27 protein-coding genes, 1 tRNA gene and 1 other RNA gene are annotated in these 24,662 nt (G+C 70.6%); 17 read left to right on the top strand and 12 right to left on the bottom strand.

Going from position 1 to position 24,662, the window contains the following annotated elements; translation table 11 throughout:
• The first annotated feature begins 29 nt into the window (after positions 1-29).
• Positions 30-731, top strand: coding sequence for an SDR family NAD(P)-dependent oxidoreductase (locus HWV07_RS12575; protein ID WP_178334635.1), 702 nt, complete (start codon positions 30-32; stop codon positions 729-731).
• A gap of 10 nt (positions 732-741) precedes the next feature.
• On the opposite strand, the gene HWV07_RS12570 is transcribed toward HWV07_RS12575, so the two are convergent.
• From HWV07_RS12570 to HWV07_RS12560, 3 genes are all read right to left on the bottom strand, one after another.
• Entirely contained in the window at positions 742-1,533 is a 792-nt protein-coding gene (locus tag HWV07_RS12570; RefSeq protein WP_178334634.1) for an ABC transporter permease, read from the bottom strand.
• Entirely contained in the window at positions 1,526-2,464 is a 939-nt protein-coding gene (locus HWV07_RS12565) for an ABC transporter ATP-binding protein (protein ID WP_178334633.1), read from the bottom strand. The genes HWV07_RS12570 and HWV07_RS12565 overlap by 8 nt, the downstream gene beginning before the upstream one ends.
• A gap of 444 nt (positions 2,465-2,908) precedes the next feature.
• Positions 2,909-2,982 (bottom strand) — tRNA-Lys (locus HWV07_RS12560).
• 152 nt (positions 2,983-3,134) lie between these two features.
• Between HWV07_RS12560 and HWV07_RS12555 the strand changes: the two genes are divergently transcribed.
• Positions 3,135-3,911, top strand: coding sequence for a nucleoside phosphorylase (locus HWV07_RS12555; RefSeq protein ID WP_178334632.1), 777 nt, complete (start codon positions 3,135-3,137; stop codon positions 3,909-3,911).
• A 13-nt stretch (positions 3,912-3,924) separates the two neighbouring features.
• Here HWV07_RS12555 and HWV07_RS12550 read toward each other — a convergent pair whose 3' ends face one another.
• Entirely contained in the window at positions 3,925-4,578 is a 654-nt protein-coding gene (locus tag HWV07_RS12550; RefSeq protein ID WP_178334631.1) for a DUF7119 family protein, read from the bottom strand.
• A gap of 78 nt (positions 4,579-4,656) precedes the next feature.
• On the bottom strand, positions 4,657-4,791 hold the full coding sequence (locus HWV07_RS19940; protein ID WP_281362298.1) for a hypothetical protein: 135 nt from the start codon (positions 4,789-4,791) through the stop codon (positions 4,657-4,659).
• Between the two features lie 306 nt (positions 4,792-5,097).
• Between HWV07_RS19940 and HWV07_RS12545 the strand changes: the two genes are divergently transcribed.
• From HWV07_RS12545 to HWV07_RS12530, 4 genes are all read left to right on the top strand, one after another.
• Positions 5,098-5,448 carry a DUF8134 family protein gene (locus HWV07_RS12545; protein ID WP_178334630.1) on the top strand — a complete coding sequence of 117 codons (351 nt, stop codon included), beginning with the start codon at positions 5,098-5,100 and terminating at the stop codon, positions 5,446-5,448.
• A gap of 86 nt (positions 5,449-5,534) precedes the next feature.
• Positions 5,535-7,289 carry a nitrite/sulfite reductase gene (locus tag HWV07_RS12540; protein ID WP_178334629.1) on the top strand — a complete coding sequence of 585 codons (1,755 nt, stop codon included), beginning with the start codon at positions 5,535-5,537 and terminating at the stop codon, positions 7,287-7,289.
• A 338-nt stretch (positions 7,290-7,627) separates the two neighbouring features.
• A complete protein-coding gene (locus tag HWV07_RS12535; RefSeq protein ID WP_178334628.1) occupies positions 7,628-8,737 on the top strand; it encodes an aminopeptidase in 1,110 nt (369 codons plus the stop codon).
• A 323-nt stretch (positions 8,738-9,060) separates the two neighbouring features.
• On the top strand, positions 9,061-9,429 hold the full coding sequence (locus HWV07_RS12530; RefSeq protein ID WP_178334627.1) for a hypothetical protein: 369 nt from the start codon (positions 9,061-9,063) through the stop codon (positions 9,427-9,429).
• Positions 9,430-9,442: 13 nt separating this feature from the next.
• Here HWV07_RS12530 and HWV07_RS12525 read toward each other — a convergent pair whose 3' ends face one another.
• Together HWV07_RS12525 and rnpB are read right to left on the bottom strand one after the other, a co-directional pair.
• Complete coding sequence (locus tag HWV07_RS12525) at positions 9,443-10,444, bottom strand: matrixin family metalloprotease (RefSeq protein ID WP_246279763.1); 1,002 nt, start codon at positions 10,442-10,444, stop codon at positions 9,443-9,445.
• Between the two features lie 82 nt (positions 10,445-10,526).
• Positions 10,527-10,907, bottom strand: an RNA gene (gene rnpB, locus HWV07_RS12520) — RNase P RNA component.
• Between the two features lie 201 nt (positions 10,908-11,108).
• Between rnpB and HWV07_RS12515 the strand changes: the two genes are divergently transcribed.
• Complete coding sequence (locus HWV07_RS12515; RefSeq protein WP_178334626.1) at positions 11,109-12,011, top strand: NmrA/HSCARG family protein; 903 nt, start codon at positions 11,109-11,111, stop codon at positions 12,009-12,011.
• A 253-nt stretch (positions 12,012-12,264) separates the two neighbouring features.
• Positions 12,265-13,239, top strand: coding sequence for an arsenic resistance protein (locus HWV07_RS12510; protein ID WP_178334625.1), 975 nt, complete (start codon positions 12,265-12,267; stop codon positions 13,237-13,239).
• Here the strand turns inward: HWV07_RS12510 and HWV07_RS12505 are convergent.
• On the bottom strand, positions 13,236-14,375 hold the full coding sequence (locus HWV07_RS12505) for a nicotinate phosphoribosyltransferase (protein ID WP_178334624.1): 1,140 nt from the start codon (positions 14,373-14,375) through the stop codon (positions 13,236-13,238). The genes HWV07_RS12510 and HWV07_RS12505 overlap by 4 nt on opposite strands.
• Before the next feature lie 74 nt (positions 14,376-14,449).
• Entirely contained in the window at positions 14,450-15,889 is a 1,440-nt protein-coding gene (locus HWV07_RS12500; RefSeq protein ID WP_178334623.1) for an Hvo_1808 family surface protein, read from the bottom strand.
• Positions 15,890-15,998: 109 nt separating this feature from the next.
• Between HWV07_RS12500 and HWV07_RS12495 the strand changes: the two genes are divergently transcribed.
• From HWV07_RS12495 to HWV07_RS12485, 3 genes are all read left to right on the top strand, one after another.
• Positions 15,999-16,580, top strand: a complete 582-nt coding sequence (locus HWV07_RS12495) for a cysteine hydrolase family protein (RefSeq protein ID WP_178334622.1) — start codon at positions 15,999-16,001, stop codon at positions 16,578-16,580.
• 107 nt (positions 16,581-16,687) lie between these two features.
• Positions 16,688-17,101 carry an amphi-Trp domain-containing protein gene (locus HWV07_RS12490; RefSeq protein ID WP_178334621.1) on the top strand — a complete coding sequence of 138 codons (414 nt, stop codon included), beginning with the start codon at positions 16,688-16,690 and terminating at the stop codon, positions 17,099-17,101.
• A gap of 123 nt (positions 17,102-17,224) precedes the next feature.
• The gene (locus HWV07_RS12485; protein ID WP_178334620.1) at positions 17,225-18,508 is read left to right on the top strand and encodes an MFS transporter; all 1,284 of its coding nucleotides are present in this window, start codon (positions 17,225-17,227) and stop codon (positions 18,506-18,508) included.
• Here HWV07_RS12485 and HWV07_RS12480 read toward each other — a convergent pair.
• A complete protein-coding gene (locus tag HWV07_RS12480; protein WP_178334619.1) occupies positions 18,505-18,963 on the bottom strand; it encodes a PaaI family thioesterase in 459 nt (152 codons plus the stop codon). The genes HWV07_RS12485 and HWV07_RS12480 overlap by 4 nt on opposite strands.
• 83 nt (positions 18,964-19,046) lie before the next feature.
• On the opposite strand from HWV07_RS12480, the gene HWV07_RS12475 reads away from it, so the two are divergent.
• The gene (locus HWV07_RS12475) at positions 19,047-19,337 is read left to right on the top strand and encodes a WNWW family protein (RefSeq protein WP_211694124.1); all 291 of its coding nucleotides are present in this window, start codon (positions 19,047-19,049) and stop codon (positions 19,335-19,337) included.
• Between the two features lie 65 nt (positions 19,338-19,402).
• Complete coding sequence (locus tag HWV07_RS12470; protein ID WP_178334617.1) at positions 19,403-19,588, top strand: DUF5786 family protein; 186 nt, start codon at positions 19,403-19,405, stop codon at positions 19,586-19,588.
• 94 nt (positions 19,589-19,682) lie between these two features.
• Here the strand turns inward: HWV07_RS12470 and msrB are convergent, their stop codons facing one another.
• Entirely contained in the window at positions 19,683-20,096 is a 414-nt protein-coding gene (msrB, locus tag HWV07_RS12465) for a peptide-methionine (R)-S-oxide reductase MsrB (protein WP_178334616.1), read from the bottom strand.
• A gap of 278 nt (positions 20,097-20,374) precedes the next feature.
• Between msrB and HWV07_RS12460 the strand changes: the two genes are divergently transcribed.
• On the top strand, positions 20,375-21,622 hold the full coding sequence (locus HWV07_RS12460) for an MBL fold metallo-hydrolase (RefSeq protein WP_178334615.1): 1,248 nt from the start codon (positions 20,375-20,377) through the stop codon (positions 21,620-21,622).
• A gap of 1 nt (position 21,623) precedes the next feature.
• Here HWV07_RS12460 and HWV07_RS12455 read toward each other — a convergent pair whose 3' ends face one another.
• Positions 21,624-22,589, bottom strand: a complete 966-nt coding sequence (locus HWV07_RS12455; protein ID WP_178334614.1) for an ROK family protein — start codon at positions 22,587-22,589, stop codon at positions 21,624-21,626.
• A gap of 136 nt (positions 22,590-22,725) precedes the next feature.
• Between HWV07_RS12455 and HWV07_RS12450 the strand changes: the two genes are divergently transcribed.
• From HWV07_RS12450 to HWV07_RS12440, 3 genes are all read left to right on the top strand, one after another.
• Complete coding sequence (locus tag HWV07_RS12450) at positions 22,726-23,151, top strand: hypothetical protein (protein ID WP_178334613.1); 426 nt, start codon at positions 22,726-22,728, stop codon at positions 23,149-23,151.
• 64 nt (positions 23,152-23,215) lie between these two features.
• On the top strand, positions 23,216-23,782 hold the full coding sequence (locus HWV07_RS12445; RefSeq protein ID WP_178334612.1) for a 5' nucleotidase, NT5C type: 567 nt from the start codon (positions 23,216-23,218) through the stop codon (positions 23,780-23,782).
• A gap of 60 nt (positions 23,783-23,842) precedes the next feature.
• The gene (locus HWV07_RS12440) at positions 23,843-24,661 is read left to right on the top strand and encodes an aldo/keto reductase (protein ID WP_178334611.1); all 819 of its coding nucleotides are present in this window, start codon (positions 23,843-23,845) and stop codon (positions 24,659-24,661) included.
• Position 24,662: the final 1 nt, after the last annotated feature.

The raw sequence follows: 24,662 nt of genomic DNA, 5'->3' as shown, positions 1-24,662 counted from the left end.
TATGCTACCGCGCCGCCACCCCGTCGTATATGCCGAACGCCATCATCGTCGGCGCCTCCTCGGGTATCGGCCGCGCGCTGGCGAAGGAGCTCTCCCGCGACTACGACCTCGGGCTGGCGGCCCGCCGGACGGAGCGACTGAAGGCCGTCGGCGAGGACGTCGGCGGCGCCCACGTCGCCTCCATCGACGTCACAGAGGACGACGCCCGCGAGCGGTTCGACGACCTCGTGGACTCGCTGGGCGGCGTCGACCTCGTCGTCCTCTCGGCCGGCATCGGCCGGTACAATCCCGACCTCTCGTGGCCGGCGGAGCGGGACACAATCGAGGTGAACGTCCGCGGGTTCGCGGCGCTGGCGACCGCCGCCGTCGAGCACTTCGAGGCGACCGACGGCGGCCACCTCGTCGGCATCTCCTCGGTCGCCGGCGAGGTCGGCAGTCCCACGCTCCCCGCCTACAGCGCCTCGAAGGCCTTCGTCGCACGCTACCTCGAGGGGCTGCGCTACCGGTCCGCCGTCGACGTCAGCGTGACCGACGTCCGCCCGGGATTCGTCGACACGCCGATGTCCCCGGAGACGGACCGCTTCTGGGAGTGCTCGCCGGAGACGGCCGCCCGGCAGATCGCCAGCGCCATCGAGAAGGAGAAGGACGTCGCCTACGTCACCCGCCGCTGGTGGCTCGTCTCCAAGTTCCTCGCCGTCCTCCCCGACCGGTTCCGCGCCGACCTGATGTAGCCCCCGTCCCTCACCCGTCGAGGTCCGTCCGCCGGAACTGCCACCGCGCGACCAGCAGCAGGACGGCCGTCGCGGCGAGCAGCACGCCCGCACCGACCAGATCGTACTCGTTGTGGACGAGGATCTCGGTGGGGTCGTAGTACGCCGTGGGGCTGAGCCGACCGATCCACTCGTAGCCGTCGGCGACCGCGGTCACCGACCGGACGAGGAAGAGGCCGAAGACGACGCCGAGCGCGAGCCGGTTGGCGACGTCCGCGCGGTCGAAGACCACCGACAGCACGAGCCCGATGGCGCCGCAGGCCAGCAGGTACGGGACCGACAGCACGTGGACGGCGACGAGCGCCGGGACGTCGATCGTCTCGCCGATCGCGAGGACGCTCCCGAGGACGACGACCGGGACGACGACGTTGGCCAGGAGGATCGGCGCGAGCAGCGACGCGAACTTCTCGAAGAGGAGCCGCGTCCGCGTGACTGGCAGCGACAGCAGGAGGTCCATCCGGTGGCGCTCGACGTCGCCGGCGATCAGCCCGGCGGCGCTGTAGGCGACGTACAGCCCCAGCAGGAGCACCCAGACGAACTGGTAGAGCTCCGTCGCGAGGAACCCCTCGATGCTGGCGAGGGACTCGACGCCGAAGAGCTCCCGGAGCGCCGGCGGCCACGCCTCGAGGAACTGGTCGAGGTCCACGTCGGCGAACGACGGCCACATCGCGACGTAGAACGCGCCGAGGAGCGCGATGCCGACCGAGAGGACGACGCTCCCGCGCAGCCGCCCCTCGACCTCGTAGCGGGCGGTCTCAAGCATCGGTCGCCCCCTCTCTCCTCTCGTGGGACTCGTCGTTCACACCCTCGGACGCCTCGTCGGCGCCGTAGAAGTGCATGAAGACGTCCTCCAGCGGCGGCTCCGCGATCTCCACGTCGACGACGTCGTAGGCGGCGAGACGGTCGAGCAGGTCGTTGTAGTCGCCGGTGAAGGTGAACTGCAGCGCCTCGCCCGCCCGCTCGACGTCGACGACGCCGTCGCCGGCGAACGCCGACGCGGCCGGCGGGTCGGCGAACTGCACCCGGACACGCTTGCCGCCGCGGGCCAGCAGCGTCCCGACGTCCTCCAGGGCGACCAGCGACCCGCCGCGGAGGATGCCCACGCGGTCGCAGACCCGCCGGACCTCGCTCAGCACGTGCGAGGAGAACAGGACCGTCGTCCCGCGGTCGCGCTCGGCGCGCAGGAACTCGTTGAACCGCTCCTGCTTCAGCGGGTCCAGTCCCGCCGTCGGCTCGTCCATCACCACGAGGTCGGGGTCGTGCATGAACGCCTGGACGAGCCCCAGCATCTGCGCGTTCCCCGAGGAGTACTCGCGGACCGCCCGCTCCAGCGGCGGCGTGAAGATCTCCAGGAGCTCCGCGCGGCGCTCGTCGCCCTTCAGCGAGGCGTGGTAGTCGAGGATCCGCTCGCCGGTGCGGTCCTCGTCGAACCCCAGGGTCGCCGGCAGGTAGCCGATCCGGCGCTTCGCCTCCACGAGTTCGGCCTCCTCGCGGACGTCCGCACCCAGCACGGTCGCCGTCCCCTCAGTCGGCGACAGCGCCCCCATCAGCGTCCGGATGGTCGTCGTCTTCCCCGCCCCGTTGGGTCCCAGGAACCCGAATATCTCGCCGGCCTCCACGTCGAAGGAGAGCGATTCGACGCCGGTGACCTCGCCGTAGCGCTTGGTGAGGTCCTGTACGTCCACGACTGGCATGGGCGACGTGGCAGCGGGAGCGCCTTAGCTCTGCTCGTGGGTCCGAGCCGCCGGGTGTCGAGATAGAGAGGTAGTCCGGGGGGGTCCGCCTGCCCCCTCCCACCCACGGGCTGGTCGCGATCCCCATCGGAGGGAGCGACAGACGGGGGGTTAGACTCGGGTGTAATAGGTTTTCTCCCGCGACCGGTTCGGAGCGACGGGGGCTTGGACGAATCAGCTGGGGGTGACGGAGTACAGAGACGAAAGTGAAACGGGCCGAGAGGGATTTGAACCGAGTGGAGACGTTCCTGCTCACTCGCTTCGCTCGTTGCGCGGGCTGCGACTCCCCGGGTTCGAATCCTCCGCTGCCGGTTCGGGGCGCCGACTCGCGGCTCGCGGCTTCGCCGCTCGCATCCCGTGGCGCTCACCGCGTTCGCGCCACGCACCGCTCGTCGGCTTGCTCCACGGGCCGAGAGGGATTTGAACCCCCGACCATCTGGTTAAAAGCCAGACGCTCTGCCGGGCTGAGCTATCGGCCCACACGGTCGAATTACCGCGGTCGGCGGTAAATCCTTTCGATTGGACGAATCATCAGGGGCCGTTCGGAGCCGCGAGTCGGGACTGATGCGTGTCACGCACCTACACGCGTGCGAAACCTACTTTTCGGTCGCATCTATACTCGACGCATCCGATGCCGTTCCCGAACCACCCTGACAAACACCGGGCAGAGGCCGTCCTCACTCCCGAGCGGTTCGCGGAGTACAGGCGCTCGATCGTCGACGGGGACGTCACCGAGCCACCGCGATCAGTCGTCCTCTGCTACAGTCGCAGCCTGATGGAGTACTTCACCGAGGCCTACGATGGACGGGAGATCGGCGACTACTACGGGGACCTCTACGCCTTCGACGACAGCGACGGCGCCGTCGGCGTCATGGGGAACTTCGGCATCGGGGCGCCCACGACGGCGAAACTGGTGGGCGAACTCGTCGCAGACGGCGTCGAGACGTTCCTCTCGATCGGGTTCGCGGGCTGTCTCGACGAGTCCGTCGAGATGGGAGAGTTCATCGTCTGCGAGAAGGCGATCCGCGACGAGGGGACCTCACACCACTACCTCGAACCCGAGCGGTACGCCCACCCCGACGAGTCGCTCGTCGAGGAGACGACGCGGCTGCTGGAGGTACGTGACGAACCCTTCCAGCTGGGGCCATCGTGGACGACCGACGCGGTCTATCGTGAGACGGTACCGGAGGTCGAACGGTACGCCGACGAGGGCGTGCTCACCGTCGAGATGGAGGCGTCCGCCGTGTTCGCGGTCGCCACCTACCACGGGGTCGAGGCGGGGGCGATGTTCGTGGCGAGCGACTACCTCGGTCCCTCCGAGTGGGAGCCGAAGTTCCACCTGACGGAGGCGGACATGCGACGACTTGGTGATACGGCGAAGGAGGTCCTCGAGTCCCGGGTTGGCTGACCTTGCCGCGTACTCAGAGGTACTCCTCGAGCGCCTCGGTGACGACGGCCTCGGGGTCGACGTCGTCCAGCGCGGCCCGCCGCCGCAGCTCCCGGTAGATGTCGGGCGGCAGCGACAGCGACAGCGAGCCGAGGTCGACGCCCTCGGCTGCCAGCGCCTCGTCGACCGTCATCCCCTCGTTGACGCTGGAGGCGATCGAGCGGACCTCCCGGACGGTGAGGTCGTGGTCGAGCGCCGCCCACGCGAGCAGGAAGCGCGACTCGCCGGAGACGCGGGCGACGTGCTTGGCGGCGGTGGGGGCGATCTCGCCCAGCGCGACGTGCCGGCGGATCGACCGCGGGAGGTCGTGGACGCGGGCCCACTTCCGGATGAAGGAGACGGTGGCCTCGCCGCCGGCCCGCTCTGCGGCGGCCTTGTAGGAGCCGGTGCCGCGGACGAGCGCCGCGCAGGCGGCCGCGCCGCGGAGCATGTAGACGTTGTCCTCGCTGCCGACGGTGTTGGAGGCGAACCGCCGGACGGTGTCGGCGGCCTCCGCGAGGCTGTCGGGGTCGTCGGGGTCGAACTCGACGGCGCTCTCGCCGGCGACCCGCGGGTCCCCGCGGATGACCGGCTGGCCGACCGGCGACTCCCGGTCCGCGGGGGGCTCGTCGTCCGGCTCTCGACTCATTTCGTCGGGGTACGAAGACGGGGGTGAAAAACGTCTCGCCGCGCACAGGTCCGCAGTCGCAGCCGCGCGGGAACGCGACTACTCGTCGGACTCGTCGCGCTCGTCCGACATGTGTTCCCAGATCTCGGTGCAGCCGCACCCGTCCTCGACGTCGTCGAGGTGGCTGGTGTCGATCTCTTCGCCGTCGGCCTCGTCCTCCAGTGTCTGTGTCATCGTGAATCCTCCTCGTACAGCTCGGGAGCGACGTCCGCAGAGGTATGCTGTCGCGTTCCCTCCCGCTGTCGATCTGTCATCACTCCCCCGTAATCCGTCCCGCACCTTAAGGGACGCTGCCGCTGTAACGTCTACCCTTGCTCCCGCCTTCCGGAGGGTACTGCCCCTTTCTGCGACGGCGGTAGTGGAGAGAACCGCAAGAGGGTACCGGGTTTCGACTCCTCGAGGCGTCACCGGATCTCGTGACGCCCGGCAACCAGTGTCCGGGTCGACGCCCTTACCCCGCCGGGACGTCTCCCACCGGGTATGCCCACCTCGGTCCACCAGCTCGACGACGGCGCGTGGCTGAGCGTCAACGACGCCCGCGAGGTGAACGTCAGCGACCTCTGGTGGCTCGCACGCCACGACTTCTGCGACTGCGAGATGGCCGACTTCCTCGCGGAGGGGTTCGTCGAGATCGGCGTCGACCACCCCGACATCGAGGGCCGCATCGCCGGCCGCTGTATCACCTGCGGCGAGAGCGGCGTCACCGACTGGCTGACGCTCGGCCGCGTCGTCGACCCCCACGAGGGCGAGTTCTACGGCGTCGACCCGGCGAGCGTCCACGTCCCCCGGCGGCGGACGCGACTGGCCTCGCCGGCCGACGGTTCCGATTAACCGGAGAATATCTCCGCGAAAGGTGAGACGAGGGGAGGCTTGACTGGAGGGACGAGCGTATAAGTACCGGAGTGTAGGGTACGCACATGCCGAGCAAGGTCGAGGGCTGGAAGGACGAGGTCTACGGGAACGAGATCCGTGACCACCTCTTCCAGTTCGCGGAGGAGGGATGGAGCTCCATCCCAGAGGACGAGCGCGACGCCTGGTTCGAGCGGTTCAAGTGGTGGGGTCTGTACCACCAGCGGAAGGGCCAGGAGTCGTACTTCATGATGCGCATCGGGACGCCGAACGGCCGCATGACGCCCGACCAGCTGCGGGTCGTCGGCGAGATCGCCGACGAGTACGCCCGCGGCCCCGTCGACAACCCCGAGTTCGGGGGCGCCTACTGCGACTGGACGACCCGCCAGTCGATCCAGATGCACTGGATCCAGCTGCAGGACGTCCCGGCCATCTTCGAGAAGCTGGAGGCGAACGGGCTCTCGACGCAGCAGGCCTGCGGTGACTCCTGGCGGAACATCGTCGGCTCCCCCGTCGCGGGCCGCGACGCCGACGAGCACGTCAACGCCTGGCCGGTCATCCAGGAGCTCAACGAGACGTTCAAGGGCAACGACGACCACTCGAACCTCCCGCGGAAGTGGAAGGTCGCCGTCACCGGCGACACCCGCGGCTCCGGGCAGGCCGAGATCAACGACCTCGGCTTCGAGCCCGCGACGAAGGAGATCGACGGCGAGGACGTGAAGGGATTCAACGTCACCGTCGGCGGCGGCCTCTCGCGGAAGGAGCCCCGATTCGCCCGCAACATCGACGTCTTCGTCACCCCGGACGAGGTCGCCGACGTCGCCGGCGGCCTCTCGGCGCTGTTCCGCGACCACGGCGACCGCGAGGACCGCTTCAACGCCCGCATCAAGTTCCTCGTCGACGAGTGGGGGCCCGAGAAGGTCCGCCGCGTCCTCCAGGAGGACTACGTCGACTTCGAGCTGAAGTCCGCCGGCGAGGACCTGCGCGAGCAGTACACCTACAACGCCGGCCGCAACGACGAGACCGGCGACTACGTCGGCGTCCACGAGCAGACCGACGGCCAGTACTTCGTCGGCCTCTCCGTCCTCACGGGGCGGATGGGCGCCGAAGACGTCGTCGAACTCGCCGACCTCGCCGAGGAATACGGCTCCGAGATGGTCGGCCTCACCCAGCGGCAGAACGTCATCGTCGCCGACATCGCCGAGGATGACCTCGACGACTTCCTCGCCGAGCCGCTGCTGGAGACCTACTCGCCGGACCCGCACCCGTTCATGCGCGGCTCCATCGCCTGCACCGGCACCGAGTACTGCTCGCTGTCCATCGTCGAGACGAAGAACCGGATGGTCCGCTACGCCCGCTGGCTGAAGGACAACGTCGACGTCCCCGAGGGCGTCGAGGACTTCCACATCCACCTCTCCGGCTGCACCGCCTCCTGCGCCCAGCCGCAGATCGCCGACATCTCACTGCGCGGCATGAAGACCCGCAAGGACGGCGAGCCCGTCGAGGCCTTCGACATCGGCCTCGGCGGCGGCCTCGGCGAGAACCCGCACTTCGCGGAGTGGGTCGAGATGCGCGTCGCCGCCGACGAGGTGCCCGGCTACGTCCAGAACCTCCTCTCGATCTACGAGGAGCGCCGGCAGGACGGCGAGTCCTTCCGCGAGTTCATCGCCCGCCACGAGGAAGACGACCTCAACGGCCTCGCCGAACCCGAGGAGACCTCCTACGAGGACCCCTACCTCGGCAACACGAAGATGACGTGGTACCCCTACGCCGAGGAGTCCGAGATGGCCGACTCGCCGGCGCCGGCCGCCAGCGACGACTAGGGACACCCACTTTTTGCACGGGCCGGCGAAGCCGGCCCGGCAAATACGTGGGGAAAATATGCGCGCCCTCCTCCAGCCGCTGGCCCTCACTGCGTTCGGGCCAGCGTTAGTCGTCGGGCGTCCTCAGAAGTGCGAAGCACTTCTGATGGGCTGCGGAAATCGCCTTGGCGATTTCCGAACGCTACGGCGACTCGGCCTCCGGCCTCGTCGCCGGGAACCGCGGTCGCTCCGCTCCCGCGGATGCTGACCCCCAAATGCTTGCTCGGCCAGTCGAAGCTGCGCCTCTTGTTCGGAGCGCCGTGTCGAACGTATAAACCGCCGGGCGACGAAGCGACGCCATGGACGAACGCGTACGCGAGCACGCCGAGGTGCTGGTCGACTGGAGCGCGCGGATCGAGTCCGGCGACGACGTCGTCGTCGACGTCGCCGAGGACGCCCACGAACTCGCCGTCGCCGTCGCCGAGAAGCTCGGCGAGGCCGGCGCCAACGTCGTCACGACCTACGGCTCCGACGAGGTGCTGCGGGCGTACCTCAAGGGCCACGACGGCGACTTCGGGGCCGGCGACCACCAGCTCGCGCTGATCGAGAACGCCGACGCGTACCTCCGGCTCGGCGGTGGTCGGAACACGACCGCGACGGCCGACGTCTCCAGCGACCTCCGGCAGGCCTACTCGAAGGCCAACAGCGAGGCCCGCGAGGCGCGGATGGACACCGACTGGGTCTCGACCGTCCACCCGACGCGGAGCCTCGCCCAGCAGGCCGGCATGGCCTACGAGGAGTACCAGGCGTTCGTCTACGACGCCGTCCTCCGGGACTGGGAGACCCTCGCCGAGACGATGGCGGAGATGAAGGCCATCCTCGACGAGGGCAGCGAGGTCCGCATCGTCAAGGAGCGCGACGACCAGCCCCCGACCGACGTCACGATGTCCATCGAGGGCCGCACGGCGGTCAACTCCGCGGCCTCGGTGGCCTACGACTCCCACAACCTCCCCTCCGGCGAGGTGTTCACCGCGCCGTACGCCACCGAGGGCGAGGTGTTCTTCGACGTCCCGATGACCATCAACGCCCAGCGAGTCAAGGACGTCCACCTGACGTTCGAAGGCGGCGAGGTCGTCGACTTCGCCGCCGAGCAGGGCGAGCGCGAACTGGCGTCGATCCTCGACACCGACGAGGGCGCCCGCCGCCTCGGCGAACTCGGCATCGGGATGAACCGCGGCATCGACCGCTTCACGGACAACATCCTCTTCGACGAGAAGATGGGCGACACCGTCCACCTCGCGGTCGGCCGCGCCTACGACTCGAACCTCCCGGAGGGCGAGACCGGCAACCAGTCGGCGGTCCACGTCGACATGATCACCAACGTCTCCGAGGACTCGTACATGGCCGTCGACGGCGAGGTCGTCCAGCGGGACGGGACGTTCGTGTTCGAAGAGGGGTTCGAGGAGTAGCGAGACTCCGAGCGCAGCGAGGAGTCTCGGAAATGCGAACGGGGAGCGAAGCGACCCGTGAGTAGCGAGGGCCGGAGCGACGGTCGGGAGCGAGACCCTCGAGTCGCCGGCCGGCCGATTACAGCCCGGCTAATCACGGAGAAGGCGACGGCACTGTCGTCGTTTCGTTGACACCAGAGGCCGCCGCCGAAGGCGACTGTTACTCGCGTTCGCTGCCACCGATATGGCCGAACACGACAGTCTCGAGCCGGTTACCCGCTGAATCGTGCACAAGGTTTATCCGTATCTCGTGTGTCCTTTGGTAGCACGCGCGAGCGATTACCATGCGAGGATTCCTACCAGGCGGTGCCCGATCACCGCTGCCGAGCGTACTGGAGACCCAGCGACGAGCCAGCCGGACCCTGTTCGAGGTGATCTCGACCGGATCGACGATCCAGCGGGAGAGCCTGACCGCCGCCCGCACCGCGAGTCACCTGCCCCTGAACGCCGTCGAGCGGACGACCGGCGCCGACGTCTCCGGCGTCCGCGCCCGCGTCGACGACGGCTTCGACGCCACGCAGGACGCCTCCGACCGCGCCGAGGACCGCTTCCTCAGCGCGATGCTGACGACCAGCCACCGGACCGCCGACTACGCGGAGTTCGTCGACGACTCCCTCGAGCGCGTCTGTCCGCTCGAGGACGGCGCGAACTGACCGCCTTCTGCCGTTACTCCCACCAGGTACTCCGCCGCTCGGCGTAGCCCTTGTCCGGGCGGAGCGGGTCGGGGTACTCCGAGGCGTCGTCCTGGCCGAACCCGGTGCCGAGCCAGCGGCCGACGTGCCAGGCGACCGCGTCCGTCTCGAGGTCGACGAGGACGATCTCCAGGCGGTCGTGGTACTCCAGGGCGTCGTCGCCGTCCACGTCGTCGCCGGAGACGGTACCGCAGGAGCCGGCGGCGTCGCGACAGGCGTCGGATCCGGCGTACCTGACGACGACGTCCGCGTTCTCGGGCGAGTCTGTGCGGTAGAACGTGACGTCTTCCGGGACGGTGCCGCTGGCGCCGTCTATGTAGTAGCGCAGCGCGGCGCCGACCTGCCGTTCCGCGGCGGCGGGGTCCGGGGCCGCGCCGACGTCAACGTAGACGTCGAGGTCGTCGCTCCGCCACGGCGTCGCCCGGTCGCCGGCGTCCGTCCGGGGGAGCGTCTCCAGGTCGATCGTCGCGTTCATGACGCCCGCCGGGCCGTCGTCGTGCGTGAGCCCGAGCGTGTGGCCGAGTTCGTGCTTCAGCACCGCCACGGTCGACTCGTCGGAGAGGTTCGTCTGGACCTCCAGGCCCACCGGGCGGCTGACCTGGCGGCTCTTCGTGATGACCGGCGCGCAGCCGGCGGTCCGTGCGCCCGCGGCCGCGCCGCAGTCGCCGACGGAGTCGACGAACTCGACGTGGACGTCCGCCGTCTCGCCGGGTTCGGCGTGCCGGAAGCTTACGTCGTAACCGGCGTGTCGCTCGCTGTGCTCGGTCCAGTAGACCAGCGCCTCGTGGACCAGCGGCCGGTAGTCGCGGTCGTCGCCGGCGGGCGCCTCGTAGCTCACCGTCAGGACCGACTCCTGCCAGTGGTTGTCGGGGTCGCCGCTGAACCCCTGCCCGATCGCGCCGGGTTCCGCCGCTCCCACGCACCCCGAGAGGACGAGGACGACTGTCACCGCCACCGCGACCGCCGGTCGAACCATCGATACGGTGGACTCCCTGCTCGAGAAAGACCCCTCGGAGTGATTCAGCGAGTGAAACCGGCGGTTCGGCGGTCTCGGAATCGGCTGAGGATAGTAAGCCCCCTTCTGTTTCGACCCGGCATTCGGCTGAGCGCCCGCCGCGTCTCCGGGCTACCATGCGCGGCGGGCTTGCACCGGTGAGGATTCGCCGTTCCACCCGTCCTTCCGCGTCGACGTTCGGCGGGTCAACTCCCTCCCCTCGCGGGTCGGTTCGCGCGCTCGCGGCGGGGCCGCGAGCGCCACGGGCCGGTGGGCCCGCGCGCCTCATCACTCGACGGAAGCGGTCTCGTTTCTGTTCCAGCGCCAGCGGTCTCCCGCTCCGGGCTTGCGCCCGGTCACCTGCCCGGAGGGTGGGGGGACTTTCCTCATGGGCCGCCCCGGCGCGGACGCCGGGAGAGCCCACGGGGACCGGGCTTCCTCTTCCGTGTCCGGCTAGGCGACTCCCGGAGATAAGTGTTCGGTGGCGCGACTGCGCCGGTAACACCGCCGTCACGTGGTTGCATCGGTCTCGCCGAAGGGATATGGGCGCCAGCGCCGTAGCCGGTGACGAGATGATACCCCCTGTCGACACGACGACGAGCGCAACGTCGAACGGAACGACCACCCCGACGGAGGTGAACGGCCGATGACGACCGTCCTCGTCACCGGCGCCACCGGCAACCAGGGCGGGTCGGTCGTCGACCACCTGCTGGCCTCGGAGACCGACTTCGAGGTGCTGGGCCTCACGCGCGACGCTTCCGGCGAGGCCGCCCGGGAACTGGCCGACCGCGGCGTCGAGATGGTCGAGGGCGACCTCGACGACCCCGACTCGCTGCGGCCCCACGTCGACCGCGCCGACGCCGTCTTCGCGGTGACGAACTTCTGGACCCAGGGGTACGACGGCCAGGTCCAGCAGGGGAAGCACCTCGCCGACGTCGCCGCCGAGGAGGGCGTCGACCAGTTCGTCTTCAGCGGCGTCGGTAGCCACTGGAAGGACACCGGCGTCCCGCACTTCGACTCCGCCTGGGAGATCGAACGGTACGCCCGGGACCTCGACCTCCCGCTGACCACGCTCGCGCCGGTGTTCTTCTTCCAGAACTTCGAGGCGTTCGTCGACGACGTCGTCGACGACGGCACGCTCGCGCTGCCGCTGGAGGAGGGCGTCTCCCTCCAGATGGTGGACGTCGACGACGTCGGCCGCGCCGCCGCCGTCGCCCTCGCGGACCCCGAGTCGTTCGTCGGCGAGCGCTACGAACTCGCCGGCGACGACCGCACCCTCGCCGAGACCGCCGAGACCATCGCCGAGGTCGCCGGCATCGACGTCGAACCCGTCCACGTCCCCATCGAGGACGCCTACGACAGCTTCGGCGAGGAGTTCACCGTCATGTGCGAGTGGTTCAACGAGGTGGGCTACGACGCCGACATCGACGCGCTCGAGGACACCTTCGGCTTCGAGTTCACCGACCTCGAGACCTACCTCCGCGAGCACGGCTGGGCGGACAAGGAGGGGATGGCCGCCGTCCCCGGCTGGGTCAAGGCGATGCAGTAACACCACTTTTTGCACGCTCGGCGCGGCTCCACCGCGCCTCGCGGCAAAAACGTGGGGAAAATATGCGCGAGCGCCTCCAGCCGCGGCCCTCCCGGCCGCGTTAGTCGGCGCTCGCTACCCGCGGCCGGCCTCCGGCCGCCCGCGGGGGAACCGCGCTCGCTACGCTCGCGCGGATGCTCGTGTCGTGGTTTCTCTCCTTCATCGCGCTCGCCGTGACACCAACCCTGAAGCGGCGAGCGGCCGACTCGCCGACGTGGACCTCGAACGGCACCAGACGAAGCTCATCGCGGTGGCCGTCGCGGTCGGCCTCGTCGCCGGGCAGTCGCCGCCGGTCGCGGCCGCCGGAGAGGCGCTGGTCCTGCCGTTCCTCGTCGGCATGCTGGTCGCGCTGTTCGGCGGGCTCAGGGTCGCCGGCGTCCGCCGCGGCCTCCGTAACCGCCGGATGGTCGCGACGAGCCTCGGCGTCAACTTCCTGTGGAGCCCGCTGCTGGCGGTCGGCCTCGGCGCCGTCTTCCTCGCGGGGGAACCGGACCTCCGGCTCGGCCTCCTGATGCTGTTCGTCACGCCCTGCACCGACTGGTACCTCTTCTTCACCCGGGTCGCCGACGGCGACGTCGAGCTGGCGGCGACGCTGCTGCCCTACAACCTCCTCTTCCAGCTCGTCCTGCTGCCCGTCTACATCCTGCTGTTCGCCGGCACCGTCGCCGGCGTCGACCTCCAGGTGTTCGCAGAGGGGCTCGGACTCGTCCTGGGCGTGCCGCTGGCGGTCGTCGCCGTCGGCTGGCTCGCCGTCGAGCGGAGCGGTCGCGCCCGGCGGGCATACCGCCGCGTCGAACCGTCGCTGTCCGACGTGCAGGTGCTGGCGCTGACCGCCGCCGTGGCGGCGATGGTCGCCTCCCAGGCCGACCTCGTGGTCGCCCGCCCGGGCGTGCTGGCGCTCGTCGCCGTCCCGGTGGTCGCCTTCTACGCCGTCAACCTCGCGCTCGCGCTGCTGCTGGGCCGGCTCCTCGGGTTCGACCACGGCGAGACGGTCTGTCTGGCCTGCACGACGCTCTCGCGGAACTCGCCGACGGCGCTGGCCATCGCCGTCGCGACGTTCCCTCACCGGCCGCTGGTGGCGCTGGCGCTCGTCGTCGGGCCGCTCGTGGAGGTGCCGCTGCTGAGCGTCGTCGCCAGGCTGCTGCTGGCGGCGCGGGACCGAGGGCTCACCGGACCGGCCGCGACCTAGTCGTCCTCGCGGAACCCGACGCGGTCGGCGTCGGCGACGGCGCGTTCGGCCGAAGCGTCGAGATCGAACTCCGCGACGATCTCGCCGTCGCGGACGAGCGGCTCCAGGAGCGCCTCGCCGTCCTCGGGGCCGTCCTCGTCGGCCAGCGCGACGTGGTGGCCGCCGTCGGGCGTCCGGTAGACCTCCTTGACGCCCGGGAGCTTGCCCTTCTTGGAGATCGGTTCGCCGTCGACCTCGACGATGTCCAGCGCGAAGTCCACCGGGTCGGCGTTGGAGACGTGGCTGCCGACGCCGAAGCCGTCCGCCACGTCGCGCAGCTCGCGGATCTGTTCGGGGCCGAGGCCACCGCTGACGAAGACGTCGACGTCGCCGTGGCCCTTCGACTCGAGCTGCCAGCGCGTCTCCATGATGATGTGCCGGAAGTCGCCGCGGCGGGAGCTCGTCGTGTCGAGGCGGACGCTGTCGAAGCCCAGTTCGGCGGCCCGGAGGGACTCGTCGGTCTCGTCGTCGAAGGTGTCGCAGAGCGCGACCCGCGGGACCGACTCGTCGACGGCCTCGTCGAAGGCCAGCCAGGCGGCCTCCTGCTCGCCGCGGCCGAAGCAGAGCATCAGCGCGTGCGGCATCGTCCCCGAGGGCTCGCGGTCGAGGACGTCGCCGGCGGCGACGTGGGAGAAGCCGTCCAGGCCCGCCAGCAGCGCGCTCCGGTCGACGATGGCGCCGATGGAGGGGTGGACGTGCCGGGCGCCGAAGCTCAGCATCGACGTCTCGGGGGCGGCCCGCCGGGCCTCCAGCGCGGCGGTCGCCATCCCCGTCGGGTGCGACAGGAAGCCCAGCAGCGCGGTCTCGAGCCGGCAGAACTCCAGGTAGGGCCCCTCGATGCGCATGACGGGCCCGCCGTCGAACAGCCGGCCCTCGGGGATCGCGTCGACGTCGACGTCGTAGCCGGCCAGCAGGTTCGCGGCGTCCTTGAGGCCGGCGAGCAGTTCGAACTCGCCGGTGGGGAACTGGTCGGCGGTCACCTCCGCGACCACGTCCGGGTTCCGCCCGGCGTGCTCCAGGGCCTCCTCGGTCCGCAGGAAGTACGCGTCCGTCGCCCGCCCCTCGGCGATGGCGGACTCCGGGACGATGTCGAACATGTCCCCACTGTCGCGTGCGGGCTCGAAAAAGCTACGCGTTCCCGGCCCGAGCGGCACGGGGGTCCCGCCCGGGCCTATCCGCGGGCCGGCCAGTGGACGTCCCCGAGTTCGTCCGGCCCGGGGGCCTTCACGACGGTGACGCTGTTGCCGTCGCGCTTGATCCAGACGGCGCCGTCGAACTCGTCGCCGGAGAGCGTCCAGACGGTGCCGCCGTTGCGGGTCTCGCCCGCCTCGCCGCCCCAGTACTCGAGGACCTGCTCGTAGCCGTCGACGAACTCCGTGGCGTTCGCCTCGTCCTGGAACGTCACGTTCCAGACGAAGGAGATCTCGCCGCCGTCGCGGTAGGCGTGCAGGCGGTCGCCGTACCACCCCTCGGCGTAGGATATGTCGTAGGTGAACGGCCGGCGGTCGTCGAGGCGACCGTCCTCGCTGGTGTTCTCGAAGTCGTCGATGTCGACGACGCCGGAGCCGCTGCCGCCGTCGGCGTAGGCCGTGTAGGCGAACATCGCGGCCAGCCCGGCCTGCCCGACCGTCGCGTAGCTGCCGCGGTCGGACTCGACGCGCTCCCAGCCGGCGCCGCTGCGGTCGGAGAGGGTCGCCGGCCCGTAGGCGCCCGTGTCGTACGTCGCCGGGTGGATGACCTCCGCGCTCGCGTTCGGCAGGTCGTCGTACATCGTGTCGATCGCGTCCCAGCCGCCGCGGTCGCGGTGGTGCTCGACGAACGTCGGCCCCTCGGCGTACGGGAAGAAGTCCACGAAGTAGACGCCGAAGTGGAACCCCGGCTGCGGGGCCGCCCGGTCGCCGTCGGCGCCGACGCCGGCGCACTGCCACTCGCCGGTCTCGCAGTTCCGCTCGTACTCCCGCTCGACGACGCCGGCGCTGCCCTCGATGAGGCCGCTGCGGGCGTTGACCTGGTCGAGCGTCCCGCCGTTCGCGGCGGCGAGGTCGAACCGCTGGTCCTGCAGCGCGTGGACCAGTTCGTGGGCGAGCGTGCGCTCGTTCGGGATCGTCGCCGGGTCGTTCTCGCTGACGAGGGTGATGTTCCCGGTGCTCGGCTGGTAGAAGCCGAGGACGAGGTCGCCGCGGTTGCCCCGTCGCACCTCGACGACGTCGCGGTCGCCGGGGACGAGGAACAGCGCCTCGTGCTGGGCGTTGTCGATCGCCCGGGCGTCCGCGGTGGGTTCGGCCGTGGTCGCGTTGCCGTACTGCTCGCGGAACGTCTCGCGGGTGACCAGTTCGATCTCGACGTCCTCCTCGAACTCGAGGCCGCGCAGCAGCTGGACGCGCGCCATCGCCCGGGAGAACACCGCCTCCTGTTCGGTCTCGTTCAGGCCGTCGGCGGCGTCGACGGCCAGCGTCTGGTCGTACTGGTAGCCGTTGTACTGGCCCAGCTCCCCGGCGTTCGGTCCTTCGGTCGGCTCGGCGTCGGACCCGCCGGGCGCGAACCCGACGTTGCAGCCGGCGAGCAACAGCAGGGCGGCGAGCGCGATCGCCGCCATCGGGCGCCGTCTCATCACCCGGACGGAGGGTGGGCGGGTGCAAAAACCCACGGTAGTCGGCCAGCCGCGCCGGGCGGCGCCTCGCCGGGGTAACCGTTTTGCCGCCCCGTTCGAACTACCGCACATGGACCTCGAGGCAGACAGCACCGCGGTCGTGGTCGTGGACATGCAGAACGGCTTCTGCCACCCCGACGGGTCGCTGTACGCGCCGGGCAGCGAGGCGGCCGTCGAGCCCTGCGTCGAGGTGGTCGACGCCGCCCGCGAGGCCGGCGCCGCGGTCGTCTTCACCCGGGACGTCCACCCGCCGGAACAGTTCGACGGCAACCACTACTACGACGAGTTCGACCGCTGGGGCGAGCACGTCGTGGAGGGCTCCTGGGAGGCCGAACTCGTCGAGGAGCTGGAGCCCCGGTCGGACGAGGAGACGGAGCACGTCGTCGTCAAGCACACCTACGACGCCTTCCACCGGACGGAGCTAGAGGGGTGGCTCGACGCCCACGGTATCGACGACCTCGTCATCTGCGGGACGCTCGCGAACGTCTGCGTCCTCCACACCGCCGGCAGCGCGGGGCTCCGGGACTACCGCCCGATCCTGCTCGAGGACGCCGTGGGGGCCATCGAGGACGACCACCGCGAGTACGCCCTCGAGCACGCAAACTGGCTGTTCGGCGAGGTGTACCCGCGCGAGGACATCGCGTTCGCCTGATGGCCGACCCGCGGCGAGGAGCGGTACTTGCCTGCAATTGCAGGCAGGTCGCCCTCTTGGGACAGGGCCGTAGGTAGCGCATGGTCGAACTCGAGTCCGGCGGTCGCATGTCCCGCGACGAAGTGGCCGCGTTCCTCCGGGAGTTCGTCGAGGAGCTGGAGGAGGGGTCGACGAACGTCACCACGACCGCCGAGCCCGACGACCGGCGCACCGACGCCGCCGGGAGCCAGCGCACCGACGCGACGGGCGGCGGGCGGCGGCGCGAGGACGCCGGCCGCACCGACCCCGACGACCGCACCATCGAGGAGCGCGAGGGGACCGTCCCGAGCGACGCCAGCCGGATCACGTTCGTGGTGGGCGGCGAGTCGGCCACCGTCACCGTCCCCGAGACCCTGGAGTTCGACGTCGAGGTCGAGTCGCGCTCGCCGCTGCTGAAGTCCGGCGTCAACCAGGAGGTCGAGTTCCACCTCTCCTGGGAGATCGAGGACCAGCCCGGCGACGACTCGATCGACCTGAAGTAGCGCCGGTCGTCGGGAGAGCCCCGGTTCGTGGAGGGCGGTCGAGACGCCCGCGAGCCGGCGACGACGGCAGGAGTGTCAATCTCCCCCAAACGCTTACCACCGGTTGCGCCGAACCTAGCCGGAGTGAGCGTCCTGAGGGACCCCACGAAGCGTCGGTGGCTCGCCTTCGCCGCGCTGGCGACGGTGTTCCTGCTCGTCAACCTCCACCGCCTCTCGACGGCGGTCCTCTCGGAGCGGCTGGCCGCCGAGTTCCGGACCTCGGCCGCCCAGCTCGGCACGCTCCACGCCTCGTTCTTCTACATCTACGCCGCCATCCAGGTCCCGACGGGCGTGATGGCCGACCGGTACGGCCCCCGGTACGTCGGCAGCGGCGGGGCCGCGGTGCTGAGCGTCGGGGCCGCCGGGTTCGCCCTCGCCGGGAGCTATCCGATGGCGCTGCTGGCCCGGGCGCTCATCGGGACCGGGAGTGGCGTCGTCTTCGTCTCCATCCTGCGGTTCTGCGCGAACTGGTACCGCGAGGACGAGTTCGCGACGATGACGGGGTTCACCGGCGCAATGGCGGGGCTCGGCGCGATCCTGGCGACGACGCCGCTGGCGCTGACCGTCGAGGCCGTCGGCTGGCGGCCGACCCTCCTCGGCCTCGCGGTCGTCGGCCTGGTCGCCGGCGCGGCGGTCTTCCTCCTCGCGCGGCGGTCCCCCGCGGACGCCGGCCTCGAGCCCATCGAGAACGTCCCCGAGCAGCCGACCGTCACGCTCCGGGAGACGGGCGCGTACCTCCGGGAGCTGCTCGGCGACCTCGACCAGTGGCTCGTCTCGATCACCTTCTTCGCGACGATGGGGACGCTGCTGACGCTCATCGGACTGTGGGGCGTCCCGTACCTCGTGGTCGTCTACGGCATGGACGTGACCGCCGCCTCGTACTACACGATGCTGGGCAGCGTCGGCATCCTCGTCGGGACGCCCGCGGTCGGTCGCTTCTCCGACGCGATCGGGCGGCGCGTCCTGCCGATGGTCGTCTCGCTGGGGTGCTTCGCGCTCGCGCTGGCCGTCGTGCCGATCTTCGGCCGGCCGCCGCTGGCGGCGGTCGCGGCGTCGTACTTCCTCTGCGGCTTCCTCTTCGGGGGCGCGATGCTCGGGTTCACGATCGTGAAGGAGCGCTACCCGCCCGGCGCCAGCGGCGTCGCGACGGCCGTGGTCAACACCGCGGGCTTCGTCGGCGGTGCGCTGTTCCCGACGGTGATGGGCGCGGCGCTGGACGCCTACAGCACCAGCGAGACCGTCGCCGGCACGACCGCCTACACGGAGTTCGGCTACCGGGTCGCCTTCGGCATCATCACCGCCGTCGTCGCCTTCGGGTTCCTCTGCTCGCTGTGGCTGGCCCTCCGGAAGCGCCGGCGGACGCCCTAGCCGTTGAACAGCCGGTAGGCGCCCTGGCCGACGGCGACCGGTTTCTCCTCGCCGTCGGGGGTCTCGCTTTCGACCTCGACGTAGGAGACGCCGACGCTGCTGCCCGCGCGGATGACCTCCGCGGTCGCGGTCAGGTCCGACGTCGCCGGCCGCAGGTAGTTGACGTTGAGGTTGATCGTCGCGACGTCGTCGTCGATGGGGTCGTCGAGGTACGGCCGCAGCGCGATCCCGCCGACGACGTCGATGAGCGTCGAGGCGACGCCGCCCTGGACCGTCGGCGGCTCCGTCGGGTTCGTGAGCTTGCCGTCGAAGGGGATGGTGCCGACCATCCGGCCGGTCTCGAACTCGTCGACGGTGAAGCCGAGCCACGAGAGGAAGTCGTGTTCGGTCTCGAGGTACTCCTGCAGCATCGCGACGGCCTCGTCGGGGATGTCGTGCGGCTCGACGTCGGTCATGGGGTAGCGTGGCGCCGGCTGTCGCTTGTAGCCTCCGGTCGTTCACCCCCGACGCTCAAGTCCCCGCACCTACTATGGGGTGTGTGAACAAAGTGAACGAGCACTTCGACGCCGAAGCGCTCGCGGCGGGGCTGGAGACCTTCGGGGGAACGGAGGACGAGCGGCGCGCCGTCGCCCGCCACGCCCGCGACCTCGCGGACAGCGGCCGCTACGAGGCGGACGCCGACGTCGAGTTCACGCCCGAGCACGTCGTCGTCCAGCTGGCCGACGCGCCGGAGGGCGACCCCGCCGAGCGCTGGAACTGGTGGGTCGGCGCGTTAGAGTTCGCTTACGGCGGCTACGCCGAGTTCCAGGTCCGGCAGCTGCGCGAGTAGGCGGCGAGTACAGCAGCGTAGTCCACCCCGACCCTTTTCCGTCCGGAGATACAGGACACGAACGTATGGGCTTCGGCAGCTACGATGAATCCGAGCAGCAAGACCAGGACGTGGATACCGACGACGACGCGGCGGTTAACGTCCACGAGAACGACCACAAGGGCAGCGTGGAGTTCGAGTTCGACGAGAACCGCGAGTCGCTCGTCGACCGTCTGCAGGAGATGAAGGGCGGCGACGAATCCGCGGAGTAACGGGACCGTTCGCCGGTCGGGCGACGCCGGTCGCTGGAGTTCGAACTGTTTTCGTATTTCTCGACGCCCGTTGGCGGCGCCTACCGCCCGGTAGTCACTCCTCGTCGTCGAAGTCGAGCGCGGCGCCGTTGATGCAGTAGCGCTTCCCGGTCGGCTCCGGGCCGTCGTCGAAGACGTGGCCGAGGTGACCGCCGCAGTTGCTGCAGACGACCTCGGTGCGCTCCATCCCGTGGCTGTGGTCGGGGCGCGTCTCTACGGCGTCGGTGTCGGCCGGGTCGTAGAAGCTCGGCCACCCGGAGCCGGAGCCGAACTTCTCGTCGCTGCGGAACAGCTCCTGGCCGCAGCCCGCACACCGGAAGACGCCGTCGTCGTCGACCTTCAGCAGTTCCGAGGAGCCGCGTGGCTCCGTGCCGGCCTCCCGCAGGATCTTGTACTCCTCGTCGTCGAGCCGTTCCCGCCACTCCTCGTCGCTCTCCGGGAGTTCGGATTCGGATACCTGGTCGGTCATACCCGTTCGTAGGGGTGCTGGCGTTAAATCTTCTGGGCAGCGCAGTTCGGAGCGACCGAAGGTCCCGCGAGCACAGCGAGCGGGAGCCGTGGAAGACGAACGGAGTGAGTCTTCCTGAGGGAGTGAGAACTGCGGATTGCGAGCGGGCCCTCGGCCCGCGAGCAGCGCGGTTCGGAGCGGGCCTGCGGCCCGCGAGCAGCGCGGCCCGAGACGAGAACCGCCCAGCACGAGGCCCTCGTTCCGACGGACCCAAACCCGCGGGCCCCGAACCGCCGGTGATGGAGTTACGGTTCCTCGGCGGCGCGCGGGAGGTCGGTCGCAGCGCCATCCTCGTCAACGGGTCGCTGCTGCTGGACTTCGGCGTGAAGACCGACTCGCCGCCGCAGTATCCCGTCGGGTCGGCGCGGGGTCGCGGCGTCGACCCCGAGGCCGTCGTCGCCAGCCACGGCCACCTCGACCACGTCGGGGCCATCCCGGCGCTGCTCTCGGGGGACAGCCGGCCGCCGATCCACTGGACGCCGCCGACGGACGAACTGGCGCAGGTGCTGGCCCGCGACACCCTGAAGCTGCACGGCGGGACGCCGCAGTGTCCCTTCACCGGCGAGGAGGTCAGCCGCGTCACCGAGGTCTCCGAGACCCACGGCTACCGGGAGCCGTTCGAGGCGGCGGGCCACCGCGTGGAGTTCCTCGACGCGGGCCACGTCCCCGGCAGCGCCCACGTCCTCGTCGACGACGGCGAGACGCGGCTGCTGTACACCGGCGACTTCCACACCGACGCCCAGCGGCTGGTCTCGCCGACCGCCGACCGGCCCGACGCCGACGTCGTCGTCTGCGAGTCCACCTACGCCGACGTCGAGCACGAGCCGCGCGCCGCGGTCGAAGAGCGGTTCGTCGACAGCGTCCGCACGACGCTGTGGGAGGGCGGCACCGTCGTCGTGCCGGCCTTCGCCATCGGCCGGACCCAGGAGCTGATGCTCGTCTGCGAGGCCCACGACCTCGACTGTTACGTCGACGGGATGGGCCAGGAGGTCACCGACATCGTCCGCCGGCACCCCGAGTTCCTCCGCGACCCGGAGGCCATGCGCCGGGCGAAGTCGAACGCCCGGTTCGTGACGGGGCGGGACGGCCAGCGGAAGCGCATCGCCGACCAGTCGACGGTGATCATCACCACCGCCGGGATGCTCTCGGGCGGACCGGCGATGACGTACCTCCCGGAGATCCACGCCAACCCCGTTAACAAGATCTGCTTCTCCGGCTACCAGGTCGAGGGCACGCCAGGCCGGCAGCTGCTGAAGACCGGCAGCGCGGAGATCGGCGGCCGGCACCTGCGGGTGAGCGCGCAGGTGGAGAGCTATGACTTCTCGGCGCACGCCGACAGCACCGGCCTCCGGTCGTTCCTCGGGGCGTACGAGGACACGCCGATACTCGTCGACCACGGCGACTCCTGCGAGTGGTTCGCCGGGGAGCTGGAGGCGGCGGGCCACGACGCGCGGGCGCCCGAACTGGGCGAGACCGTCGAGGTCTGACTCAGGGCGGCCCCTCGATGGCCCGGTGGATGGCGCCGCGCAGCACCACGTCGGCGCCGACCGACGTGAGTCGGAACTCCGGCACGGACCCGAGGTGGAGCCGGTCGGCCAGCCGCTCCCGGACCGGCTCGACGACGCGCTCGGGGTTCTCCAGGGCGACGGCGCCGCCGACCGCGACGACCTCGGGGTCGTAGGCGTGGACGACCGCCGCGACGCCCTGGGCGTTCCAGTCCGCCAGTCGCTCGACGAGCCGGTCGGCCAGCGGGTCGTCGCCGACCCCGGCGAAGACGTCGGCGGCGTCGGCCTCGTCGAGCGCGAGGTCGGTGTCGATCCCCTCCGCTTCGGCGAGGAAGCGAGCGTAGTCGGGGAGGTTGTCGCCGGAGCAGTACGCCTCCCAGTGGCCGTCGCCGCCGCAGCCGCAGGGCATCCGACCCTCGGGGTCGAGCGTCAGGTGGCCGACCTCCGCAGCGTTGCCGCGGTGGCCTTCCAGGAGCCGGCCGTCGGAGATCACGCCGGCGCCGATACCGGTCGACATCGAGAGGTAGACCAGGTCGTCCGGCGCGGCGTCGGCGGTCGAGGAGTTCGCTCCGCGCCGACCCTCGCGCTCCCCGAGCGCCCCCGCCGCGGCGTCGTTGAGTAGCAGTACCTCGTCGGCGAGGTCGGACAGCGCCCCGGCGAGCGGCACGAAGTCGACGTCCTCGGGGAAGTTCGCGGGGTCGACGACCCCGCCGCGGTCGCGGTCGATCTCGGCGACGGTCGCGACGGCCGCCCGCTCGATGTCGGCGGGGTCGACGCCGGCGTCCCGGCAGGCGTCGACGCCTGCCGCCCGGACTGCGTCGGCGATCGCGGCCCCGTCGCCCTCGGTCGGCGTGGGGCGATCCTCGCGACCGAGGACGGCGCCGTCGCCGTCGGCGACCGCCGCCCGCGTGTTCGTCGCCCCGACGTCGAACCCGAGGTAGCGCGCCATCGTACCGACCCGGTGTCGCGCCGGGAACCTATGTCTGTCGCGTCGGCGGGGATGAAAACGGGAAACGCGGTCAACATTTAATCGACCGTGTGCTGCCGGGGCAAGGTCGATACGTGGAGCCGCGTCACGTCCTCACATGCCCACAGCAACCGGACGTATCCTCCTGGCTGCCGTCGTCTGCGCGGCCTTCGCGCTCGGCGGCGTCGGCCTCGCGGCCGCGGGACACGACGACGGCGACTACGGCGCCGACCTGGACCTCGAGGGCGGCGTCGACTCATCGCAGGCGGCGGGCAACGGGACGTACGACTGCGTCGGCGACGTGACCTTCCGCCACCACTGCGACAAGGACGCGCAGGTCGACGCCGGGCCGGTGTCGGTCGACTACTTCGGCGACAACTGGGCGGCGCCGACCGAACTGCAGGGCGGCGGGGGCGACGTCGTCACCGTCGGCGTCGCCGAGCAGAACGCCACCGTCGGCTTCGACTGCCACCTCCGGGCCTCGCCCGAGCAGGACTGTGGGGTCGTCACCGACGAGGAAGAGTACGACGGGGACCCCGAGTAACGGGACGCACCGCGGCCGGCCCTCGGTAGTGTCGCTTATGCCGCTGTAGCGTCGAGTACCGTCGATGACCGACCGTCCGCTCGCGCCGGGGTCGACGCTGCTGGTCGACCTCGACGGCGTGGTCGCCGACCAGCTCCCGCGGCTCTGTACGCACCTCCGGGAGACCTACGACCACGACGTCGAACCGCACGCCATCGACGAGTGGTCCTACGAGGTGCCGGGCGCTGACGACCACATCGGCACAATAATCACGGACCTGATGGTCGAGCGGCCGGAGTGGTACTTCGGCGGGATGGACCCCATGCCGGGCGTCGCCGACGCCCTCGAGGCGCTCCGCGAGGAGTTCCGCGTCGAGATCGCCACCCACCGCGTCCCCGAGACCCACGACGTCTCGAAGGCCTGGCTCGACGACCACGGCGTCCCCTACGACGAGTTCCACCACGACGTGCCGCCGAACAAGGGCGAGGTGACGGGCGACGCGCTCGTCGACGACTACCACGGCAACGTCGCGAACGCGCTGGAGGCCGGCATGGCCGGGTTCCTGATGCGGCAGCCCTACAGCGACCCATCGGTCTGCGACGGCGCCCACGTCGTCGACTGCTGGGACGACGTCGTGGACCTGCTGCTCTGAGCGTCGGCCGACGAGCACCGCGACCTCCACCCTTTTCCAGCGCGCGCCCCAACCTAGGGTATGGACACCTTCGACATCGGCGGAGACCTGACGGTCGGTCGACTCGGCTTCGGCGCCATGCGCATCACGGGCGAGGACATCATCGGCGAGCCCGACGACGTCGACGAGGCGCGGCGGGTCCTCCGGCGGGCGGCCGAGCTGGTCGACCTGGTCGACACCGCCGACTCCTACGGCCCGGGCGTCAGCGAGCGGCTCATCGGCGAGACGCTCGCGCCCTACGACGACGTCGTCGTCGCGACGAAGGGCGGGTTGCTGCGGAACCGCGACGGCGACTGGCTGCCCTGCGGCGACCCCGACTACCTCCGGGACGCCGCGCTCAAGAGCCTCGACCGGCTCGGCCTCCACTCCTTCGGGCTCTACCAGCTCCACCGCCCCGACCCGGACGTCGACTTCGAGGACTCCATCACGGCGCTGGCGGAGCTGAAGGACGACGGCATCATCCACCACCTCGGCGTCTCGAACGTCAGCGTCGACCAGCTGGAGACGGCCCGCGACCACGTCGAGGTGGCGACCGTCCAGAACCGCTACAACGTCGGCGACCGCGACGAGGGCGACGTCCTCGAGGCCTGCGAGGAGTACGGCATCGGCTTCATCCCGTACTTCCCGCTGGCCGCCGGCGACCTCGACGACGTCGAGGGGATCGAGGACGTCGCGGAGTCCCACGACGCGACGCCCCAGCAGATCGCGCTCGCGTGGCTGCTGGAGCGCTCCGAGGTGATGCTCCCCATCCCCGGCACCTCGAGCGTCGAGCACCTCGAACAGAACGTCGCCGCCGCCGACATCGAGCTGACGCCCGCGGAGTTCGGCAAGCTGGCCTGAC

The sequence above is a fragment of the Natronomonas salina genome, from assembly GCF_013391105.1.
GTDB classification, from domain to species: domain Archaea; phylum Halobacteriota; class Halobacteria; order Halobacteriales; family Haloarculaceae; genus Natronomonas; species Natronomonas salina.
This window is presented reverse-complemented; position numbering and strand designations above follow the sequence as displayed.

Bases quoted from the DNA above. Each gene is read 5' to 3' on its own strand.
- HWV07_RS12575 (WP_178334635.1), top strand. From the start codon at position 30: ATGCCGAACGCCATCATCGTCGGCGCCTCCTCGGGTATCGGCCGCGCG.
- HWV07_RS12570 (WP_178334634.1), bottom strand. From the start codon at position 1,533: ATGCTTGAGACCGCCCGCTACGAGGTCGAGGGGCGGCTGCGCGGGAGC.
- HWV07_RS12565 (WP_178334633.1), bottom strand. From the start codon at position 2,464: ATGCCAGTCGTGGACGTACAGGACCTCACCAAGCGCTACGGCGAGGTC.
- HWV07_RS12555 (WP_178334632.1), top strand. From the start codon at position 3,135: ATGCCGTTCCCGAACCACCCTGACAAACACCGGGCAGAGGCCGTCCTC.
- HWV07_RS12550 (WP_178334631.1), bottom strand. From the start codon at position 4,578: ATGAGTCGAGAGCCGGACGACGAGCCCCCCGCGGACCGGGAGTCGCCG.
- HWV07_RS19940 (WP_281362298.1), bottom strand. From the start codon at position 4,791: ATGACACAGACACTGGAGGACGAGGCCGACGGCGAAGAGATCGACACC.
- HWV07_RS12545 (WP_178334630.1), top strand. From the start codon at position 5,098: ATGCCCACCTCGGTCCACCAGCTCGACGACGGCGCGTGGCTGAGCGTC.
- HWV07_RS12540 (WP_178334629.1), top strand. From the start codon at position 5,535: ATGCCGAGCAAGGTCGAGGGCTGGAAGGACGAGGTCTACGGGAACGAG.
- HWV07_RS12535 (WP_178334628.1), top strand. From the start codon at position 7,628: ATGGACGAACGCGTACGCGAGCACGCCGAGGTGCTGGTCGACTGGAGC.
- HWV07_RS12530 (WP_178334627.1), top strand. From the start codon at position 9,061: ATGCGAGGATTCCTACCAGGCGGTGCCCGATCACCGCTGCCGAGCGTA.
- HWV07_RS12525 (WP_246279763.1), bottom strand. From the start codon at position 10,444: ATGGTTCGACCGGCGGTCGCGGTGGCGGTGACAGTCGTCCTCGTCCTC.
- HWV07_RS12515 (WP_178334626.1), top strand. From the start codon at position 11,109: ATGACGACCGTCCTCGTCACCGGCGCCACCGGCAACCAGGGCGGGTCG.
- HWV07_RS12505 (WP_178334624.1), bottom strand. From the start codon at position 14,375: ATGTTCGACATCGTCCCGGAGTCCGCCATCGCCGAGGGGCGGGCGACG.
- HWV07_RS12500 (WP_178334623.1), bottom strand. From the start codon at position 15,889: ATGAGACGGCGCCCGATGGCGGCGATCGCGCTCGCCGCCCTGCTGTTG.
- HWV07_RS12495 (WP_178334622.1), top strand. From the start codon at position 15,999: ATGGACCTCGAGGCAGACAGCACCGCGGTCGTGGTCGTGGACATGCAG.
- HWV07_RS12490 (WP_178334621.1), top strand. From the start codon at position 16,688: ATGTCCCGCGACGAAGTGGCCGCGTTCCTCCGGGAGTTCGTCGAGGAG.
- HWV07_RS12480 (WP_178334619.1), bottom strand. From the start codon at position 18,963: ATGACCGACGTCGAGCCGCACGACATCCCCGACGAGGCCGTCGCGATG.
- HWV07_RS12470 (WP_178334617.1), top strand. From the start codon at position 19,403: ATGGGCTTCGGCAGCTACGATGAATCCGAGCAGCAAGACCAGGACGTG.
- msrB (WP_178334616.1), bottom strand. From the start codon at position 20,096: ATGACCGACCAGGTATCCGAATCCGAACTCCCGGAGAGCGACGAGGAG.
- HWV07_RS12460 (WP_178334615.1), top strand. From the start codon at position 20,375: ATGGAGTTACGGTTCCTCGGCGGCGCGCGGGAGGTCGGTCGCAGCGCC.
- HWV07_RS12455 (WP_178334614.1), bottom strand. From the start codon at position 22,589: ATGGCGCGCTACCTCGGGTTCGACGTCGGGGCGACGAACACGCGGGCG.
- HWV07_RS12450 (WP_178334613.1), top strand. From the start codon at position 22,726: ATGCCCACAGCAACCGGACGTATCCTCCTGGCTGCCGTCGTCTGCGCG.
- HWV07_RS12445 (WP_178334612.1), top strand. From the start codon at position 23,216: ATGACCGACCGTCCGCTCGCGCCGGGGTCGACGCTGCTGGTCGACCTC.
- HWV07_RS12440 (WP_178334611.1), top strand. From the start codon at position 23,843: ATGGACACCTTCGACATCGGCGGAGACCTGACGGTCGGTCGACTCGGC.